A 17005-nucleotide genomic window follows, 5' to 3' on the forward strand; every position below is an offset into this window, starting at 1 on the left:
ACACGACGTGATTAGGCTCTGCGCCATGATATCCCCGGTACCCCCGTCCCCGCCCGATCCTCGCGGCCCCGCTCGGCTGGACTTCAACACGCCTGCACTGCGCCGGCGGCGGCGCTGGCGGGCCCTGCAGGATCGCCTGATACGGGGTGCGGTACTGGCCGGTGGCCTGGCCGTGCTGGCCACCATCACCCTGATCTTCTTCTATCTGGCCTATGTGGTGCTGCCGCTGCTGCGCGGCGCCAGCCTCGAGGCCCAGCCGCTGCCCCAGCCCGACTGGCTGGCGGCCGCCGGGGCACCGTTGCTGCTGGGCATCGACGAGCAGGATCGCCTCGGCCTGCATCTGTCCCGGGCTGGCGAGGCCACCTTCTTCACCCTGGCCGACGGCCAGCCGGTCATGCGCGAGCGCCTGCCGCTGCCGCCCGGCGTCACCATCAGCAGCCAGGCCCAGGACGCCCCGCGCGGGCTGATCGCCCTGGGCCTGTCCGATGGTCGCGTGCTGGTGGCGCACAAGCGCTATGTCTCGCGCTATCCCCAGGGCAACCGGGTCATCACCCCGGAACTGGACTTTCCCTACGGGCGCGAGCCGCTGGACCTGGGCGCCTCCCGTAGCGCCCTGGAACGGGTCGCCATCGCCGGTGACGAGGACCTGCTGGTGCTGGCCGGTGCCCAGGGCAACCGGGTGACCGCGCTACGCCTGACCGGGCTGGCGGCGCCGGTGACCGGTGGCGCGGCCGCTCCCGTGCGTACCTCGATTACCCTCGGACCGCTCAACACCGCGGCCAAGGCGCTCTACCTCGACCCTCGCGGGCACTGGCTCTATGCCCTCAACGGCCGCGCCCAGGCGGATGTCTTCGATCTCCGCGACGGCAGTCTCAACGGCCACTACAAGCTGCTCGACGCGGCCGACGACGAGGTCACCGCCAGCGCCCAGCTGCTGGGCGGCGTGTCCCTGCTGGTGGGTACCGCCAAGGGCGGCATCGGCCAGTGGTTCATGGTCCGCGGCCAGGACGGCGAGCCGGTGCTAAGACATATCCGCAGCTTCCAGCTGGGCACCGCGCCCATCGTCCAGCTGGTGCCGGAGCAGCGCCGCAAGGGCTTCGTGGCGCTGGATGCCACGGGCGAACTGGGGGTCTTCCACAGCACCGCCGGGCGTACCCTGTTGCGCGAGCGGATCGCCCCCGCTGGCGGCGTACTGGCGTTGTCGCCGCGTGCCGATCAGCTGCTGCTGGAGGAAAATGGCCGGCTGCTCGGCTTCCGCCTGGACAATCCGCACCCGGAAGTCTCCTGGTCGGCGCTCTGGGGCAAGGTCTGGTACGAGAATTACGAGGCGCCGGCCCGGGTCTGGCAGTCCAGCGCCGCCACCGCCGACTTCGAACCCAAGCTGAGCCTGGCGCCGCTGACCTTCGGCACCCTCAAGGCGGCCTTCTACGCCATGCTGTTCGCCGCGCCCCTGGCCATCGCCGCGGCGGTCTATACCGCCTACTTCATGGCGCCGCGCATGAGGCGCACGGTCAAGCCGGTCATCGAGCTGATGGAGGCCCTGCCCACGGTGATCCTCGGCTTCTTCGCCGGGCTGTTCCTCGCGCCCTTCGTGGAAAATCACCTGCCGGGGCTGTTCAGCCTGCTGCTGCTCCTGCCGCTGGCCATCCTCGCCGCGGGCTTTGGCTGGTCGCGCCTGCCGCTGACGCTGCGCGAGCGCCTCCCGGAAGGCTGGGAAAGCCTGCTGCTGTTGCCGGTGGTGCTGCTGACCACCGCCCTGGCGCTGTGGCTCAGTCCCTGGCTGGAGGGGCTGCTGTTCGCCGGCGACCTGCGCCTCTGGCTGAGCCAGACCCTGGGCATCGCCTACGACCAGCGCAACGCCCTGATCATCGGCCTGGCCATGGGTTTCGCGGTCATCCCCAACATCTTCTCCATCGCCGAAGACGCCATCTACAGCGTGCCGCGCAGCCTGACCCTGGGCTCCCTGGCGCTGGGCGCCACCCCCTGGCAGACCCTGGTGCGGGTGGTGCTGCTCACCGCCAGCCCGGGCATCTTCTCGGCGCTGATGATCGGCCTGGGCCGCGCCGTCGGCGAGACCATGATCGTGCTCATGGCCACCGGCAACACCCCGATCATGGATGCCAACCTGTTCGAGGGCATGCGCACCCTGGCGGCCAACATCGCCGTGGAGATGCCCGAATCCGAGGTGGGCGGCACCCATTACCGCCTGCTGTTCCTGGCCGCGCTGGTGCTGCTCAGCTTCACCTTCCTGATGAACACCCTGGCCGAACTGATCCGCCAGCGGCTGAGGAAAAAATATGCGGCCCTCTAGCGCTGGCGCGCCGCCGGGGCAGGGCGCCCGGCCGCGGCGCTCCCTGGGCGTCTGGCTGCGCGGCGGCGCGCCCGGGGTCTGGCTCAGCGCCGGCGCCGTGGCCATCGCCGTGCTCATGACCCTGGGGCTGATCGGCATCCTCGCCGTGCGCGGCCTGGCGCACTTCTGGCCGGCCGAGGTGGTGCAGGCGCGCTACACGCCGCCGGGCCTGGAAGCGCGCCTGGTGCTCGGCCAGGTGGTGGACCAGGAGACGATACCGGCCGAGCGGCTGCGCAGCGCCGGAGTGACCCTGCCGGCGGACAGCGGCGAAACCCTGACCCGCGAACTCTTCAAGCTGGGCAATCGCGACCTCTATGGCAGCGACTTCGTCTGGCTGGTCGGCGACTGGCTAAAAGATCGCCAGACCCCGGCCGATGCCCTGGTGCTGGAGCGCCGCGAATGGGGCAACTTCTACGGCTATGCGCTGGAGGTGCGCGAAGCGGGACGCCAAGTGGCTAAGGGCGCCGCGGCCGTGCCCGAGCTGCAGCGCCGCCTGCTGCGCACCCGCGACCTGAGCGACCAGCTGGAGCGCCTGGAAAAGCAGGACATCGGCAGCGTCAACCATGCCCTGGAGCGCCTGCGCCTGGAGGGCCGCGGCCTGGAACTGGACGGTCGTCTCGACGCTACTGCCCAGGCCGATCTCGCCGCCCGCCGCGCCGAGCTCGAAGCCCGTTATGGCGACCTGGAAGACCAGTTGGCCAGCCTGCGCCAGGAGCGCCGCCGCGACAGCGTGGTGCTGCGCGACGTCGAGGGCCGCACCCTGGAACTCAATCTGTCGCGCATCGTGCGCGCCTACCAGCCCAACGCCATGGGCCTGGGCGCCAAGCTCGGCTTCTATGGCAGCAAGCTGTGGGAATTCCTCAGCGCCGATCCGCGCGAGGCCAACACCGAGGGCGGCGTCTTCCCGGCCATCTTCGGCACCGTGATGATGACCCTGCTGATGGCGGTGATCGTCACCCCCTTCGGCGTCATCGCCGCCATCTACCTGCGCGAATACGCCCGCCAGGGGCCGCTGACCCGCACCATCCGCATCGCGGTCAACAACCTCGCCGGGGTGCCGGCCATCGTCTATGGCGTCTTTGGCCTGGGCTTCTTCGTCTATGTGCTGGGGGGCTCCCTGGATCAGCTGTTCTTCCAGGCCAGCCTGCCCACGCCGACCTTTGGCACCCCGGGGCTGCTGTGGGCTTCGCTGACCCTGGCGATCCTCGCCATGCCGGTGGTGATCGTCGCCACCGAAGAGGGCCTGGCGCGCATTCCCCGCAGCATCCGCGAGGGCTCCCTGGCGCTGGGCGCGACCCAGGCTGAGACGCTGTGGAAGGTGGTGCTGCCGCTGGCCAGTCCGGCGATGATGACCGGGCTGATCCTGGCCGTGGCCCGCGCCGCCGGCGAGGTGGCGCCGCTGATGCTGGTGGGGGTGGTCAAGCTGGCGCCCTCGCTGCCGCTGGACGGCAACTACCCCTATCTGCACCTGGATCAGAAGATCATGCACCTGGGCTTCCACATCTATGACGTCGGCTTCCAGAGCCCCAACGTGGAAGCCGCCCGCCCGCTGGTCTATGCCACCGCGCTGCTGCTGGTGCTGGTGATCGCCGGGCTGAACCTGTCCGCCGTGTTCCTGCGCAACCGGCTGCGCGAAAAATACCGGCTGCTGGAAGACTAGCGCCCGCGGCCGAGGAGACCCCATGCCTTCCGATTCCTCCATCTTCAGAACCGCCGCCGCCTACGCGGCCAGCGCCCAGCCTGCGGCGAACGAAGGTGGCGTGGCCCTGTCGGTGCCGCGGCTCAATCTGTTCTACGGCAAGAAGCAGGCCCTGCACGACATCGCCCTGGAGATCCCGCGGCAGCGGGTCACTGCCTTCATCGGCCCCAGCGGCTGTGGCAAGTCGACCCTGCTGCGCTGCTTCAATCGCATGAACGACCTGGTGGAAGATTGCCGCATCGACGGCGAGATCCTGCTCGACGGCCAGAACATCTATGCCCGCGGCACCGAGATCGCCGAGTTGCGGCGGCGCGTGGGCATGGTGTTCCAGAAGCCCAATCCCTTTCCCAAGAGCATCTACGAGAACGTGGTCTACGGCCTGCGCATCCAGGGCATCAAGCAGAAGCGGGTGCTCGACGAGGCGGTGGAATGGGCGCTGCACGGGGCGGCGCTGTGGGACGAGGTCAAGGATCGCCTGCACGAGTCGGCCCTGGGTCTCTCCGGTGGCCAGCAGCAGCGGCTGGTGATCGCCCGCACCATCGCCGTGCAGCCCGACGTGCTCCTGCTCGACGAACCCTGTTCGGCGCTGGACCCCATCTCCACCCTCAAGGTGGAGGAGCTGATCCACGAACTGAAACAGCGCTACACCATCGTCATCGTCACCCACAACATGCAGCAGGCGGCGCGGGTCTCCGACTACACCGCCTTCATGTACATGGGCCAGCTGGTCGAACACGGCGACACCGACACCCTCTTCACCAACCCGGCGAAGCGGCAGACCGAAGACTACATCACCGGCCGCTACGGCTAGTTCCAGGCAGGCCGGTGCCCCACCCGGCGACTCGCTCCTCTCAGGCAGGACTGACAGCATGATCAACAAAGAAGGCCACACGCAGCACATCTCCCAGCAATACAACGTCGAACTGGAAGAGGTCCGCAGCCACCTGCTGGCCATGGGCGGTCTGGTGGAAAAGCAGGTCAGCGACGCCGTGCGCGCGGTGATCGATGCCGATGCCGGGCTGGCGCGCCAGGTGCGCACCATCGACGACCAGATCGACATCATGGAGCGCGGCATCGACGAGGAATGCCTGCGCATCCTCGCTCGCCGTCAGCCCGCGGCCTCCGATCTACGCCTGATCATCAGCATCTCCAAGTCGGTGATCGACCTGGAGCGCATCGGCGACGAGGCTTCCAAGATCGCCCGTCGCGCCATCGAGCTGACCGAGGACGGCGAGGCCCCGCGCGGCTACGTCGAGGTCCGCCACATCGGCGAGCAGGTGCGCAAGATGGTCCACCAGGCGCTGGACGCCTTTGCCCGCTTCGACGCCGAACTGGCCCTCTCGGTGGCCCAGTACGACAAGCTGATCGACCGCGAATACAAGTCCGCCCTGCGCGAACTGGCCACCTACATGATGGAAGACCCGCGCTCCATCTCGCGGGTGCTGAGCATCATCTGGGTGCTGCGCTCCCTGGAGCGGGTCGGCGACCATGCGCGCAACATCGCCGAACTGGTGATCTACCTGGTGCAGGGTACCGACGTACGGCACATGGGCCTCAAGCGCATGGCCGAAGAGGTCAATCGGTCGCGCGAATGATCCGCCCGGTCACTCCCCGGGTGGCGTGCCGAACCCGCCTGCTATGCTGGAAGACTTGGCATGGAGTGACCGATGAGCAAGTTGAACGTACTGGTGGTGGATGACGCGCCCTTCATTCGCGATCTGATCAAGAAGGGCCTGCGCAACCTGTTTCCCGGGCTGACGGTGGACGAGGCGGCCGATGGTCGCCGCGCCCAGACGATGCTCGGCAAGCAGCGCTTCGACCTCATCCTCTGCGACTGGGAAATGCCCGGCATGACCGGTCTGGAACTGCTGAGCTGGTTTCGCGCCCAGCCGGACCACAAGGGCGTGCCCTTCATCATGGTCACCAGCCGCGGCGACAAGGAAAACGTCGTCCAGGCCATCCAGGCCGGCGTGTCCGACTACATGGGCAAGCCGTTCTCCAACGAACAGCTGGCGGCCAAGGTCAAGAAGGCCCTGCAACGCACCGGCAAGCTCGCCGAGTTGCAGGCCGGCGCCCAGCCGCGCCCGGCCACCGGCTTCGCCAATGATTCCCTCGGTGCCCTGACCGCCGGCCGCAGCGACGTGGTCCAGCCCACCGCCGCACCGGTCGCGGCGCCGGCCGCCGCCTCCAGTGCCGCCCTGCTCACCGGCAGCGCGCCGCCGCCACCCGCCCGTGGCAAGCCCGCCGCCAACTTCGGTCAGGGCCAGCTGCGCCTGCCCAACGCCAGCATGGCCTGTCTGATCAAGGCCATCAGCATCAAGGAAGCCCTGCTGGTGGTGCGCCGTGGCGATCCGCTGCCGCAGATCCTGGAAACCGCCGTGCTCGACCTGGAGCAGGGCGAAGACGGCAATGACGTGGCGCGCCTCAATGGCTATCTGCATTCCCTCAGCGCGGTGGAAGCGACGCCGGCCAGCGAGTGGGTGCAGGTCAACTTCCGCTTCATCGACCGGGACCCGGCCAAGCTCGACTACCTGTCGCGACTGATCGCCAAGGGCACCGCCCAGCGGCACTACGTGCCGGGCGCCTAGGGCGGGGCGGCGCGATGAAGGGCCTGGCACGGAGACTGCTTCGCGCTGAGACACCGCGGATTTCTGACGCCCTGCCCATGCCCCTCGCCTGTCGCCTGCTGCTGCTGTCGCTCGCCCTCTCGGGTCCCGCCCTGGCGGCGCCCATCTACAAGTACGTCGATGCCAACGGCGTGGTCACCTACACCGACAAGGCGCAGAAGGGCGCCAAGGTGATGACCTTCAGCGACGATCCCATCGAGCGGCTCGATCAGCGGGTCAAGCTGCAGCCGCGGCACTATGCCGGCGGCACGGTGCTGGAGGTGCGCAACGACAGCTTCCTGCCGGTGACCGTCACCCTGCGCCTCTCGGCGCTGCAGAACGTCAGCGGGGTGGGCGAGGCGCCCATTCGCAAGGTGCTGCCGGCGCGCAGCCTGACCCGCCTGGCGACCCTGATCGCGCCCGATCCGGGCCGTCCGCAGCGCTATACCCCGCAGCTCACCACCCTGATGGGCAGCGCCACCCCGGTCTTCGCCTCCGGTTTCGCCTATCCGCTGCCCTGGCTGGGCGGTCCCTTCAACGTCAGCCAGGGCGCCGGTGGCGGCTTCAGCCACAACACGCCCAAGAGTCGCTATGCGGTGGACATCGCCATGCCCGAGGGCACGCCCATCGTGGTCTCGCGCGCCGGCCAGGTGGTGGAGGTGGAGAACGACCAGGACGGGCGCGGCAACCACCCCTCCGGCAACTTCGTGCGCATCCTCCACGACGACGGCACCATGAGTGTCTACCTGCACCTGCAGCGCGGTTCGATCAAGGTCGCCGAAGGCCAGTGGGTGCGCCCTGGCCAGCCGCTGGCGTCTTCGGGCAACACCGGGCGCAGCACCGGGCCCCACCTGCACTTCGTGGTCCAGCGCAACACCGGCGAGGCGGTCGAATCCATTCCCTTCCGCTTCGCCCAGGCGGTGGACAGCCTGCCCAACTTCGCCGTCGGCGGACCTTGAGAGCCTGTTCAAAGGCTGCTGCGCGTCGGCCAAACGGCGTTGAAGAGCCCCTGGAAGGCCAGCCCTGCCTAGGCGGCCCCGTTGTAATGCTCATTTACCATCTGTAAACCCGAGCGCGGGTCCGATCCGCTTCCTCAGGGCTTTTCGTGGGGCCGCCTAGGCCTTGTTTGGCTCTAGCTCGCGAGCCTTTGAGCAGGCTCTTACCCTTTGTCTAGTTTCAGCCCTGGGCGTCGAGGTACTCGCTCGGCGAGACCCCCAGCACCCGGCGGAACATCCGGGTAAAGGCCGACGGCGAGGCGTAGCCCAGATCCAGGGCCACCCGGGTCACCGGTTCGCCGGCGGCCAGCCGCGGCAGGGCCAGCATCAGCCGGGTGTGCTGGCGCCAGGTGGAAAAGCTGGTGCCAGTCTCCTTGAGAAACAGCCGGGCCAGGCTGCGCGAGCAGAGGTGCAGCTGCTGCGCCCAGGTCGCCAGTGCCGTGTCGTCGGCGGGATCGGCGTGCAGGCTGGTCTGGATGGTCCGCAGCCGCCGGTCGGCCAGCGCCGGCAGGTGCAGCGCGGTCTCTTCGAGAAACACCAGTTCCGCCAGCATCAGCGCCCGGACGTGACTGCCCAGCTCGGCTTCGCCGTAGGCGGCGCCGCCGCGTCTCAGGCTGCGCAGCAATTCGCGCAGCAGCGGCGAGATGAGCACCATGCGGGTGGCTGCCTGGGGGCAGGGCAGGCCGCTCGGCAGGGCGATGATCACCACCTGCAGGGTGGCTTCGCCATTGGCCCGCGCCTGGTGCTCGATGCGCGGCGGGATCCAGATGGCCTGCTTGGGCGGCACGTACCAGACCCCTTCGTGGGTGGTGACCTCCAGCACGCCGTTGACCGTGTACATCAGGTGCGCCTGATCGTGCACGTGCGGCGGCCACACCTGGCCATGGGCGAAGGTGCCGAGCTGGGATACCAGCGGCCCGGCGGGCGGGACGGGGGCATCCGCCACCACGCTCCGCGTCGGGTCGATTGTCTGTTCCTGCATAACAGCTGTCCGTTTCGGTTGGGCCGGCTCCAGGTGCCAGGGCCTAACCTGCAGCACTATGGCCAGAGCATCGGGCGCGCCCGGGGTGATCCCTCTGTACGCCGAAAACCTGCCTCTTGCGGGAGTGTCGCACAGAACACCCGCCGCTTGGCTGACCTGCCTGAACCATCAGGCCTGTATTTGAACTACCGTCCGATCGGTGGCAGCGTGGCACAGGGATTTGAGTGCCACGCTTTTTTATTCGCGACGATGCTTTGCCAGCGGCTTCACAAAGCCGTGGTTTGGCCATCGCCCAGTCTGCACGGCTTTGTTAGGTTCTGTCCTTGCCCATCATGGTGGCCCTATGCCATGGACCGACGCCTGACCGCCCTGATCACCTGCCTGAGCCTCGCCCTGGCCGTGCCCGCCCTCGCGCCGGCCGCCGAAAAGGCGACCCTCACCAAGACCTCTGCCAAGAGTCCGGCCCGCAAGGGGCAGGTCAAGCTCAAGGTGCGCAATGCCAGTGAAGGCCGCATCTTCGAGGTCCGCAACGATTTCGACGTGCCCGTGCGGGTCGAACTGCGCCTGCAGCGCACCGTCAACGTGGCTGGTGCCGAGCGCCCCATCCGCCAGGTCATCGAGCCGCGCTCCACGGTGCAGCTGGCGGTGATCCGCAAGCGGCAGCAGGGCTTTCCCATGCACTTCGACCAGGCCTTCAGCTATAGCCCACAGCTGCCGGTCGGCTCCCTGCCGGCGCTGGCGACCGGTGCGCCGGGCGGGGTTGATAACGGCATCGGCTATGGCTACGCCTGGCCCTGGCGCCAGGGCGTCTACTACGTGACCCAAGGTGCGGGCGGCGATTTCAGCCACAACACGCCCAAGGGGCGCTATGCGGTGGACATCGCCATGCCCGAGGGCACCCCGATCAGCGCCGCCCGTGCCGGCACGGTGATCGACGTGGAAAACGGCCAGTTCGGCCATGGTCCCAATCCCTCCGGCAACTTCGTGCGCATCGCCCACGAGGACGGCAGCCAGAGCGCCTATCTGCACCTGCGCCGCGGGTCGGTCAAGGTGCGACCTGGCGAGCGGGTGGAGGTCGGCACGCCCCTCGCGGAGTCGGGCAATACCGGGCGCAGCACCGGCCCCCACCTGCACTTCGTGGTCCAGGCCCACGAAGGTGGTGAAATGGTCTCCATTCCCTTCCGCTTCGTGCGGCCGCTGGCAGCCCTGCCCAACATGGCGCTGGGCGACCGCTGAGGCCCTGCGCAAGGGCGTTCCAGACAGGCTGACGCCACGGGGTCCATAAGGCGACCAGGCGCCCGGCCGCCCGCAGAAATCCCTTGGCAGGAACCGGGTTGGTGGCGTTATGCTATCACCACGCTATTCCTCCAAGGCGCGGGTTCCACCGCGGCCTTCCCTTCCTTCAGGCTATGGATGCCGCTCCATGAAAGGATTCCTGGCCACCCTGTGCGCCGGTGGGCGCAAGCATGCTCTGTACCTGCTGGCATTGCTGTTGATTGCCCTCGACGGCCAGGCGCAGGTCTTGCGGCTCGAGGATCCGGGGCGCAGCTACGATCCGCGACCGGCGCTGGAGATCCTCAAGGCGCCAGCCAGTCTGACCTTTGCCGAGGCCGCCGCCCGCCCACGCGGGGGCGAGGACGGCTGGCATGCGCCCGATGAACTGGAAATGCTGCTCCATGACGGTCGCCAGGGCCTCTGGCTGCGTTTCGCCATCCAGGGCCGCGACGACCAGGCCTGGTGGCTGATTCCGAGCTGGCCGGTGCTGGATCGCCTGGACCTGCGCACCCGCGATGCCGATGGCCACTGGAGTCCGCTGCAGCAGAGCGGCCTGGCCCTGCCGGCCTCGCAACGGACACTGCCCGGTCGTCAGCTGATGTTCGCCCTGGCGCCGACCGCCGGTGCGGTGGAGGAGGTCTACCTGCGGCTGGATTCGCGAGAGACCTTTGTCCTGCCGCTGCGGCTGGTGACCCCGGCCGCCTATCTGCGCGAGGCGCAGCAGGATGCGTGGCTGATCGGCGGCTTCTTCGGTTGCCTGGTCACCATCCTCTTGCTGACCCTCACCCTGTGGGGCTTTGGCCGCCGCTCGGGCTTTGGCTGGTATGCCCTCTATCTGCTCAGCGTCATCGGCTATCAGGCGGTCACCACCGGCTACGGCGCCTGGCAGCTCTGGCCGGAGAGTCCGGCCTTCGCCCTGCGTGCCCACCTGGTCTTTACCGCCCTGTGCTTTCTGAGTGGCGGGTTGTTCGTGCGCTATCTGCTCAGCCTCTATCACGGCGGCCGCTGGATCGACTTCGGCAATCGCCTGCTGATCGGCTACTGGAACGTGGCGCTGGTCATCACGCTGATCTGGCCGCATCTGCTGAGCTTCCAGGAAATGCTCGGCATGATGGCGCTGAGTTGCCTGGGGCTGCTGGGCACCACCACCTACCTGGCGCTGCGCGGCAGCCGCATGGCGCTGTGGTTCAGCGCCGCCTGGGCCCTGCTGCTGCTGGGCAGCTCGATTCAGCTGCTGGCGATCGCCGGCTGGCTGCCCGCCGACAGTCCGGCCTTCCACGGGCAGATGGCCGGCTTCGCCCTGGGCTTCGTGATGCTGTCGCTGGGGCTCACCGAAGGCCTGAGTCTGCAACGCCGGGCGCGGATCGAGGCGCAGCGGCAGGCGCTGGAAGCCTCCAGCGCCCTGGCCCGGGAGCGCGAAGCCTCCTTTGTCGAACTGGAATTGCGGGTGGCGCTGCGCACCGTGGAGTTGCAGCAGGCCAAGGCCAGCCTCGAACGGCTCAATCGCGAACTGCTGCACCAGAGCCAGACCGACTCCCTGACCGGGCTCGGCAATCGCCGGCATTTCGAACGGGTCTTCCAGCAGGAGATCCGCCGCGCCATCCGCGCCGAACGGCCGCTGGCGGTGCTCTTGGTGGACATCGATCATTTCAAGGCGGTCAACGACACCCACGGCCACACCCTGGGCGACGAATGCCTGAGGTGCGTGGCCGAGGTGCTGCGCAGGCACGTCCAGCGGGCGGGGGAGGTGGCGGCGCGCTATGGCGGCGAGGAATTCGTCATCGCCCTGCCCGGGAGCGACCAGCAGGCGGCCCGGACGCTGGCGGAGCGCATCCGCCAGGAGGTGGCAGGGCTGGAGTTGCAGACTGAGCAGGGGCGCCTGCGGCCGTCGATCAGCGTCGGGGTCGCGGTGACCGTGCCGAGCAATCTCGAACACGGCCTGGGGCTTCTGGAAGACGCCGATCGGGCGCTCTATGCGGCCAAGCGCGGCGGGCGCAATCGCGTCTGCCTGAGCGATGGCCTGCCGGAACTGGGCAGCGGACGCGGCTGAGGCCGCGTCGACTCAACGCTCTTCCGGCTGGCGCCGGCGGACGTCCTTGGGATCCAGCTTGATGACCTTGGCCAGGACGATCTTGGGGCCCTTCATCTTCTTGACGATGATGCGCAGGCCCTCGGCTTCCAGCACCGTCTCCTCTTCGGGGACGCGCTTCAGGCTGTCGTAGATCAGGCCGGCCAGGGTCTCGGCCTCGACGTGATCCAGATCGATACCCAGCAGTCGCTCGACCTTGAACAGCGGGGTGTCGCCCCGCACCAGCAGCTTGCCCGGCTGGTAGGCGACCACGCCGCGCTCGGTCTTGCGGTGTTCGTCCTGGATGTCGCCCACCAGCACCTCGAGCACGTCTTCCATGGTCAGGAAGCCGATGACCTTGTGGTCGGCTTCCTCCACCAGCACGAAGTGCGCGCCGCCGCGGCGGAATTGCTCCAGCAGGTCGGACAGCGGCATGTGCTTGGTCACCCGCTCCAGCGGATGCACCAGGTCGTCGAGGTCGAACGAAGCCGCTTCGCTGTCCAGGCCGGCGATGGCCAGCAGCAGGTCCTTGATGTGCAGGACCCCGATAAAGGTCTGGCTGTCTTCGTCGTAGACCGGATAGCGGCTGTACTTGGAGCGGCGGATCTGGGTGAGGATCTCGTCCAGGCTGGCCTTGCTGTCCAGGTAGATGAGGTCTTCGCGGGAATTGGCCCAGTCCACCACCTCCAGCTCGCCCAGCTCCACGGCCGAGGCCAGCACCCGGCTGTCCGGGTCGGTGGCGCGATTGGAGTGCAGGATCAGCTTGAGTTCGTCGCGACTGTAGTGGTGCTCGTGGTGCGCACCCGGCTCGCCCTGGCCGGCGATGCGCAGGATGCCGTTGGCGCTGGCGTTGAGCAGCCAGATGGCCGGGTACATCAGCCAGTAGAAGAGGTACAGCGGCACCGCCGTCCACAGCGACAGCAGGTCGGGCTTGCGGATCGCCCAGGACTTGGGCGCCAGCTCGCCGACCACGATGTGCAGGTAGGAGATGATGAAGAAGGCCGAGAAGAAGGCGATGCCGTGGATCACCTCGGGGCTGCTGACGCCGACGGCGCCGAGCAGGGGTTCGAGCAATTCGGCGAAGGCCGGCTCGCCGACCCAGCCCAGGCCCAGGGAGGCCAGGGTGATGCCGAGCTGGCAGGCGGAGAGGTAGGCGTCGAGCTGGTTGTGCACCTTCTTGAGGATGCGCCCGCGCCAGCCGTGCTTCTTGGCGATGGCCTCCACGCGGGTGGCGCGCAGCTTGACCATGGCGAACTCGGCGGCGACGAAGAAGCCGTTGAGCAGCACGAGGAAGAAGGCGAAGAACACGAGGCCGAGATCGGCGAACAACGTCGAGGCGATACTGGTGGAAGGGTCCATTAGGGCCGAGAGCTGGAAAAAGGTCGGCTAAGCATGGGGGCGGGGCAGGGCAGTTGCAAGATGTTGCGCCTGCCGGAGGGACGGGGCGCACCCCGGGCTGACGGACAGCGGCTCTGGCGCCCACCTTTGCCGGCAGAAGTTTTTCCCTAGGTCCAGCCTTCCAGACGCATGGTGGCCCGCACCAGGCGCTGCTCTTCCTGCTCGATCTCGCGCAGGCTGTCCCTGACGCTGTGGATGTGCTCGCGGGCGGCGGCGTGGGCCTCGTCGGGCAGGCGCTGGCTCACGGCGGCATAGAGGCGGGCATGCTGGGCGTCGATCTCGCGGCGCTGCGGCGGGCGATGGTAGAGATTGGCGATGCAGGCGAACACCGAACCCAGCAAGAGCTCGTTGAGCGATTGCAGGGTGTGCACCAGCACCGGGTTGTGCGAGGCCTCGCTGATCGCCAGGTGGAAGGCATGATCGAGGCGCGCGTGGGTTTCCGCCGGCAGGGTGGCCGGGTCCTGGCAGGCGGCGCAGAGTTCGTCGTAGCGGCGACCGATCAGCACCAGGTCGGCGGTGGTGGCGCGCAGCGCCGCCAGGCGCGCGGCTTCGCCCTCCAGCAGGGCGCGGACCTCCAGCAGGTCGTAGAGGGTGCGCGGCTGGCTGCTGAACAGGTGCAGCAGCGGATTCTCCGCCGCCGGGGCCGCCAGCCGGGCGACGAAGCTGCCCTGGCCGTGGCGGGTCTCGATGATGCCGCGGGCGCGCAGCAGGCCCAGGCCCTCGCGTAGGGCGGTGCGCGAGACACCGAGCTTGTCGCACAGGCGCCGCTCGGACGGCAGCGGCTGACCGACCTTGAGCACCCCATCCACCACCAGGCGTTCGATCTGCTGACTGACGTTCTCGGCGACGGGAAGACGGGCGACGGGCGCGGACATGGCGAGTTCCTGCTGGTATGACCACGGGGTTTTGCGCTAGTGAGCCACTGGTGGAATCTGCCGTCAAGACGGCTGAAAGCGGCTCATCCTTTGGTCGAAGAGGGAGCAAAAACTGGTATGACCAGTGCGCTGGGCCATGGACGCCCCGCTTGCAGTCGGGGTACAACGAAGCCTTTCCAGCCAGAACAACAACAATGGCGGTTACCCGATGAGCCTGGTCTACGACGAACGTCTCGACGGCGCCTTGCCCCGCCCGGACAAGGCGCAACTGCTGCAGCGGTTTCGTGCCGAACTGCCCGAGCACTGCCTGCTGCACGACAGGGAAGACCTCAAACCCTACGAGTGCGATGGTCTCGCGGCCTATCGCACCACGCCGTTGCTGGTGGTGCTGCCGGAAACCGTGGAGCAGGTGCAGGCGACCCTGCGCCTCTGCCATGAACTGCAGGTACCCCTGGTGGCCCGCGGCGCCGGCACCGGCCTGTCCGGCGGCGCGCTGCCGCTGGAGCAGGGCGTGCTGCTGGTGATGGCGCGCTTCAATCGCATCCTCGAGGTGGACCCCGACGGTCGCCGGGCGCGGGTCCAGCCCGGGGTGCGCAACCTGGCCATCTCCCAGGCCGCGGCGCCCCATGACCTCTACTACGCGCCCGATCCCTCCTCGCAGATCGCCTGCTCCATCGGCGGCAACGTGGCCGAGAACGCCGGCGGCGTGCACTGCCTGAAATACGGTCTGACCGTGCACAACGTGCTGGCGGTGGAGATCGTGACCCTGGAAGGCGAGCGCCTGACCCTGGGCGGCGCCGCCCTGGACAGCCCCGGCTTCGACCTGCTGGCGCTGTTCACCGGCTCCGAAGGGTTGCTCGGAGTGGTGGTGGAGGTGACCGTCAAGCTGCTGCCCAAACCGCCCTGCGCCCGGGTGGTCATGGCCAGCTTCGCCGACATCGAGCGCGCCGGGGCGGCGGTGGCCGACATCATCGCCGCCGGCATCATCCCCGGCGGCCTGGAGATGATGGACAACCTGACCCTGACAGCCGCCGAGGACTTCATCCACGCCGGCTACCCGGTGGACGCCGCCGCCATCCTGCTCTGCGAGCTGGACGGGGTGGAAGCCGACGTGGCCGCCGATATCGAGCGGGTCAGCGCCCTGCTGGCCACCGCCGGCGCCACCGAGATCCGCCTGGCCCGCGACGAGGCCGAGCGGCAGAAATTCTGGGCCGGACGCAAGAACGCCTTTCCCGCCGTGGGGCGGCTGTCGCCCGACTACTACTGCATGGACGGCACCATCCCGCGCCGCGCCCTGCCCGAGGTGCTGCGCGGGATCGAGGCGCTGTCGGCGGAATACGGACTGGCGGTGGGCAATGTCTTCCATGCCGGCGACGGCAACCTGCACCCGCTGATCCTCTTCGATGCCAATCGGCCCGGCGAGCTGGAACAGGCCGAGGCCCTGGGCGGCCGCATCCTCGATCTCTGCGTGGCGGTGGGCGGCACCATCACCGGCGAGCACGGCGTCGGTCGCGAAAAGATCAACGCCATGTGCACCCAGTTCCAGTCGGGCGAGCTGACCTTCTTCCATGCGGTAAAGGCCGCCTTCGACGCCCCCGGGCTGCTCAATCCCGGCAAGAACGTGCCGACCCTGCACCGCTGCGCCGAATTCGGCGGCCTGCACGTGCATCGCGGCCAGTTGCCTCACCCCGAACTGGAGCGTTTCTGATGGACAGTCTGAACCTGCTCCTCGACCAGGTCCGCGAGGCCCTGGCCCGTCGCCAGCCGCTGCGCATCCATGGCGGCGACACCAAGGCCCGGCTGGGCCGTGCGGTGGAGGGCGAGCCGCTGGACGTCAGCGGCCATCGCGGTCTGGTGCACTACGATCCCACCGAACTGGTGGCCACGGTGCGTACCGGTACGCCGCTGGCCGAACTCAATGCCGCCCTGGCCGAACAGGGGCAGATGCTGCCCTGCGAACCACCGCAGCTGGGGGAGGGCGCTACCGTCGGCGGCACCCTGGCCTGCGGTCTTTCCGGTCCGCGCCGCCCCTGGGCCGGCAGCCTGAGGGATTTCGTCCTGGGTACCCGGCTGATCACCGGCACCGGCGAACACCTGAGATTCGGCGGCGAGGTGATGAAGAATGTCGCCGGCTATGACGTCTCCCGGCTGTTAGCCGGTAGCCAGGGTTGCCTGGGGGTGATCACCGAGGTGTCCTTCAAGGTGCTGCCCAGGCCGCGCTGCACCCAGAGTCTGAGTCTGGAGCTGGACGCCGAACGCGCCCTGCAACGCCTGGCCGTCTGGGGTCGCGAGGCGCTGCCGATCTCGGCGGCCTGCCATGACGGCCAGCGGCTGCACCTGCGCCTGGAAGGCGGCGAGGGTTCGGTGCGCTCGGCGGCCGATCGCCTGGGCGGTGAAGCCCTGGGCGAAGGCTTCTGGGACGAGCTCAACGAACAGCGGCTGGCCTTCTTCGAAGGGCCCGCGCCCCTGTGGCGGCTGTCGGTGCCGGTCAACACCCCGCTGCTGGACCTGCCCGGCAGCCGCTTATTGGATTGGGGCGGTGCCCAGTACTGGCTCAAAAGCGATGCCCCGGCCACCGTGCTGCGCGAGATCGCTGCGCGCGCTGGCGGCCATGCGCTCTGCTACACGCCGGACGCCGAGCGCGAGGCCCAGCATCCGCTGCCCGCCGCGCTGCTGGACTATCACCGCCGCCTCAAGGCGCGCCTGGACCCCCAGGGGATCTTCAATCCGGGTCGGCTGTACGCCGGGCTGTAGGGG

13 protein-coding genes are annotated in these 17005 nt (G+C 68.6%); 10 read left to right on the top strand and 3 right to left on the bottom strand.

Translation table 11 applies throughout. The features are described 5' to 3' along the window. Positions 1 to 25: 25 nt before the first annotated feature. The 6 genes from PSK12I2_RS0108675 to PSK12I2_RS0108700 all read left to right on the top strand — a co-directional run bounded on the left by PSK12I2_RS0108675 (position 26) and on the right by PSK12I2_RS0108700 (position 7614). A complete protein-coding gene (locus tag PSK12I2_RS0108675; RefSeq protein ID WP_051398711.1) occupies positions 26 to 2311 on the top strand; it encodes an ABC transporter permease subunit in 2286 nt (761 codons plus the stop codon). Then, the gene (gene pstA / locus PSK12I2_RS0108680) at positions 2298 to 4010 is read left to right on the top strand and encodes a phosphate ABC transporter permease PstA (RefSeq protein WP_037006556.1); all 1713 of its coding nucleotides are present in this window, start codon (positions 2298 to 2300) and stop codon (positions 4008 to 4010) included. The genes PSK12I2_RS0108675 and pstA overlap by 14 nt, the downstream gene beginning before the upstream one ends. A gap of 22 nt (positions 4011 to 4032) precedes the next feature. After that, complete coding sequence (gene pstB, locus PSK12I2_RS0108685; RefSeq protein WP_027598089.1) at positions 4033 to 4860, top strand: phosphate ABC transporter ATP-binding protein PstB; 828 nt, start codon at positions 4033 to 4035, stop codon at positions 4858 to 4860. Between the two features lie 58 nt (positions 4861 to 4918). Then, positions 4919 to 5644, top strand: a complete 726-nt coding sequence (phoU, locus tag PSK12I2_RS0108690) for a phosphate signaling complex protein PhoU (RefSeq protein WP_007161478.1) — start codon at positions 4919 to 4921, stop codon at positions 5642 to 5644. A gap of 72 nt (positions 5645 to 5716) precedes the next feature. Continuing rightward, positions 5717 to 6637 (top strand): response regulator, encoded by a 921-nt coding sequence (locus tag PSK12I2_RS0108695; RefSeq protein ID WP_007161477.1) that lies wholly within the window; start codon positions 5717 to 5719, stop codon positions 6635 to 6637. Positions 6638 to 6714: 77 nt separating this feature from the next. After that, on the top strand, positions 6715 to 7614 hold the full coding sequence (locus PSK12I2_RS0108700; protein ID WP_027598090.1) for a M23 family metallopeptidase: 900 nt from the start codon (positions 6715 to 6717) through the stop codon (positions 7612 to 7614). A 217-nt stretch (positions 7615 to 7831) separates the two neighbouring features. Here the strand turns inward: PSK12I2_RS0108700 and PSK12I2_RS0108705 are convergent, their stop codons facing one another. Next, positions 7832 to 8632, bottom strand: a complete 801-nt coding sequence (locus PSK12I2_RS0108705) for an AraC family transcriptional regulator (RefSeq protein ID WP_027598091.1) — start codon at positions 8630 to 8632, stop codon at positions 7832 to 7834. Between the two features lie 348 nt (positions 8633 to 8980). On the opposite strand from PSK12I2_RS0108705, the gene PSK12I2_RS0108710 reads away from it, so the two are divergent. Together PSK12I2_RS0108710 and PSK12I2_RS0108715 are read left to right on the top strand one after the other, a co-directional pair. Next, positions 8981 to 9868: a M23 family metallopeptidase gene (locus tag PSK12I2_RS0108710; protein ID WP_037007620.1), complete on the top strand. Its 888-nt coding sequence runs from the start codon at positions 8981 to 8983 to the stop codon at positions 9866 to 9868. Between the two features lie 187 nt (positions 9869 to 10055). Further along, a complete protein-coding gene (locus PSK12I2_RS0108715) occupies positions 10056 to 11957 on the top strand; it encodes a diguanylate cyclase (protein ID WP_027598093.1) in 1902 nt (633 codons plus the stop codon). Positions 11958 to 11969: 12 nt separating this feature from the next. On the opposite strand, the gene PSK12I2_RS23870 is transcribed toward PSK12I2_RS0108715, so the two are convergent. Together PSK12I2_RS23870 and glcC are read right to left on the bottom strand one after the other, a co-directional pair. After that, a complete protein-coding gene (locus tag PSK12I2_RS23870; protein ID WP_051398712.1) occupies positions 11970 to 13334 on the bottom strand; it encodes a hemolysin family protein in 1365 nt (454 codons plus the stop codon). A gap of 146 nt (positions 13335 to 13480) precedes the next feature. Beyond that, entirely contained in the window at positions 13481 to 14248 is a 768-nt protein-coding gene (gene glcC / locus PSK12I2_RS0108725) for a transcriptional regulator GlcC (protein ID WP_007161471.1), read from the bottom strand. Between the two features lie 208 nt (positions 14249 to 14456). Between glcC and glcD the strand changes: the two genes are divergently transcribed. After that, on the top strand, positions 14457 to 15956 hold the full coding sequence (gene glcD / locus PSK12I2_RS0108730) for a glycolate oxidase subunit GlcD (protein ID WP_027598094.1): 1500 nt from the start codon (positions 14457 to 14459) through the stop codon (positions 15954 to 15956). Beyond that, on the top strand, positions 15956 to 17002 hold the full coding sequence (glcE, locus tag PSK12I2_RS0108735) for a glycolate oxidase subunit GlcE (RefSeq protein WP_027598095.1): 1047 nt from the start codon (positions 15956 to 15958) through the stop codon (positions 17000 to 17002). Before glcD ends, glcE begins: the two co-directional genes overlap by 1 nt. Positions 17003 to 17005: the final 3 nt, after the last annotated feature.

This window comes from Pseudomonas sp. MOIL14HWK12:I2 (genome assembly GCF_000510745.1).
Classification (GTDB): Bacteria; Pseudomonadota; Gammaproteobacteria; order Pseudomonadales; family Pseudomonadaceae; genus Chryseomonas; species Chryseomonas oryzihabitans.

Bases quoted from the DNA above. Each gene is read 5' to 3' on its own strand.
- PSK12I2_RS0108675 (WP_051398711.1), top strand. From the start codon at position 26: ATGATATCCCCGGTACCCCCGTCCCCGCCCGATCCTCGCGGCCCCGCT.
- pstA (WP_037006556.1), top strand. From the start codon at position 2,298: ATGCGGCCCTCTAGCGCTGGCGCGCCGCCGGGGCAGGGCGCCCGGCCG.
- pstB (WP_027598089.1), top strand. From the start codon at position 4,033: ATGCCTTCCGATTCCTCCATCTTCAGAACCGCCGCCGCCTACGCGGCC.
- phoU (WP_007161478.1), top strand. From the start codon at position 4,919: ATGATCAACAAAGAAGGCCACACGCAGCACATCTCCCAGCAATACAAC.
- PSK12I2_RS0108695 (WP_007161477.1), top strand. From the start codon at position 5,717: ATGAGCAAGTTGAACGTACTGGTGGTGGATGACGCGCCCTTCATTCGC.
- PSK12I2_RS0108700 (WP_027598090.1), top strand. From the start codon at position 6,715: ATGCCCCTCGCCTGTCGCCTGCTGCTGCTGTCGCTCGCCCTCTCGGGT.
- PSK12I2_RS0108705 (WP_027598091.1), bottom strand. From the start codon at position 8,632: ATGCAGGAACAGACAATCGACCCGACGCGGAGCGTGGTGGCGGATGCC.
- PSK12I2_RS0108710 (WP_037007620.1), top strand. From the start codon at position 8,981: ATGGACCGACGCCTGACCGCCCTGATCACCTGCCTGAGCCTCGCCCTG.
- PSK12I2_RS0108715 (WP_027598093.1), top strand. From the start codon at position 10,056: ATGAAAGGATTCCTGGCCACCCTGTGCGCCGGTGGGCGCAAGCATGCT.
- PSK12I2_RS23870 (WP_051398712.1), bottom strand. From the start codon at position 13,334: ATGGACCCTTCCACCAGTATCGCCTCGACGTTGTTCGCCGATCTCGGC.
- glcC (WP_007161471.1), bottom strand. From the start codon at position 14,248: ATGTCCGCGCCCGTCGCCCGTCTTCCCGTCGCCGAGAACGTCAGTCAG.
- glcD (WP_027598094.1), top strand. From the start codon at position 14,457: ATGAGCCTGGTCTACGACGAACGTCTCGACGGCGCCTTGCCCCGCCCG.
- glcE (WP_027598095.1), top strand. From the start codon at position 15,956: ATGGACAGTCTGAACCTGCTCCTCGACCAGGTCCGCGAGGCCCTGGCC.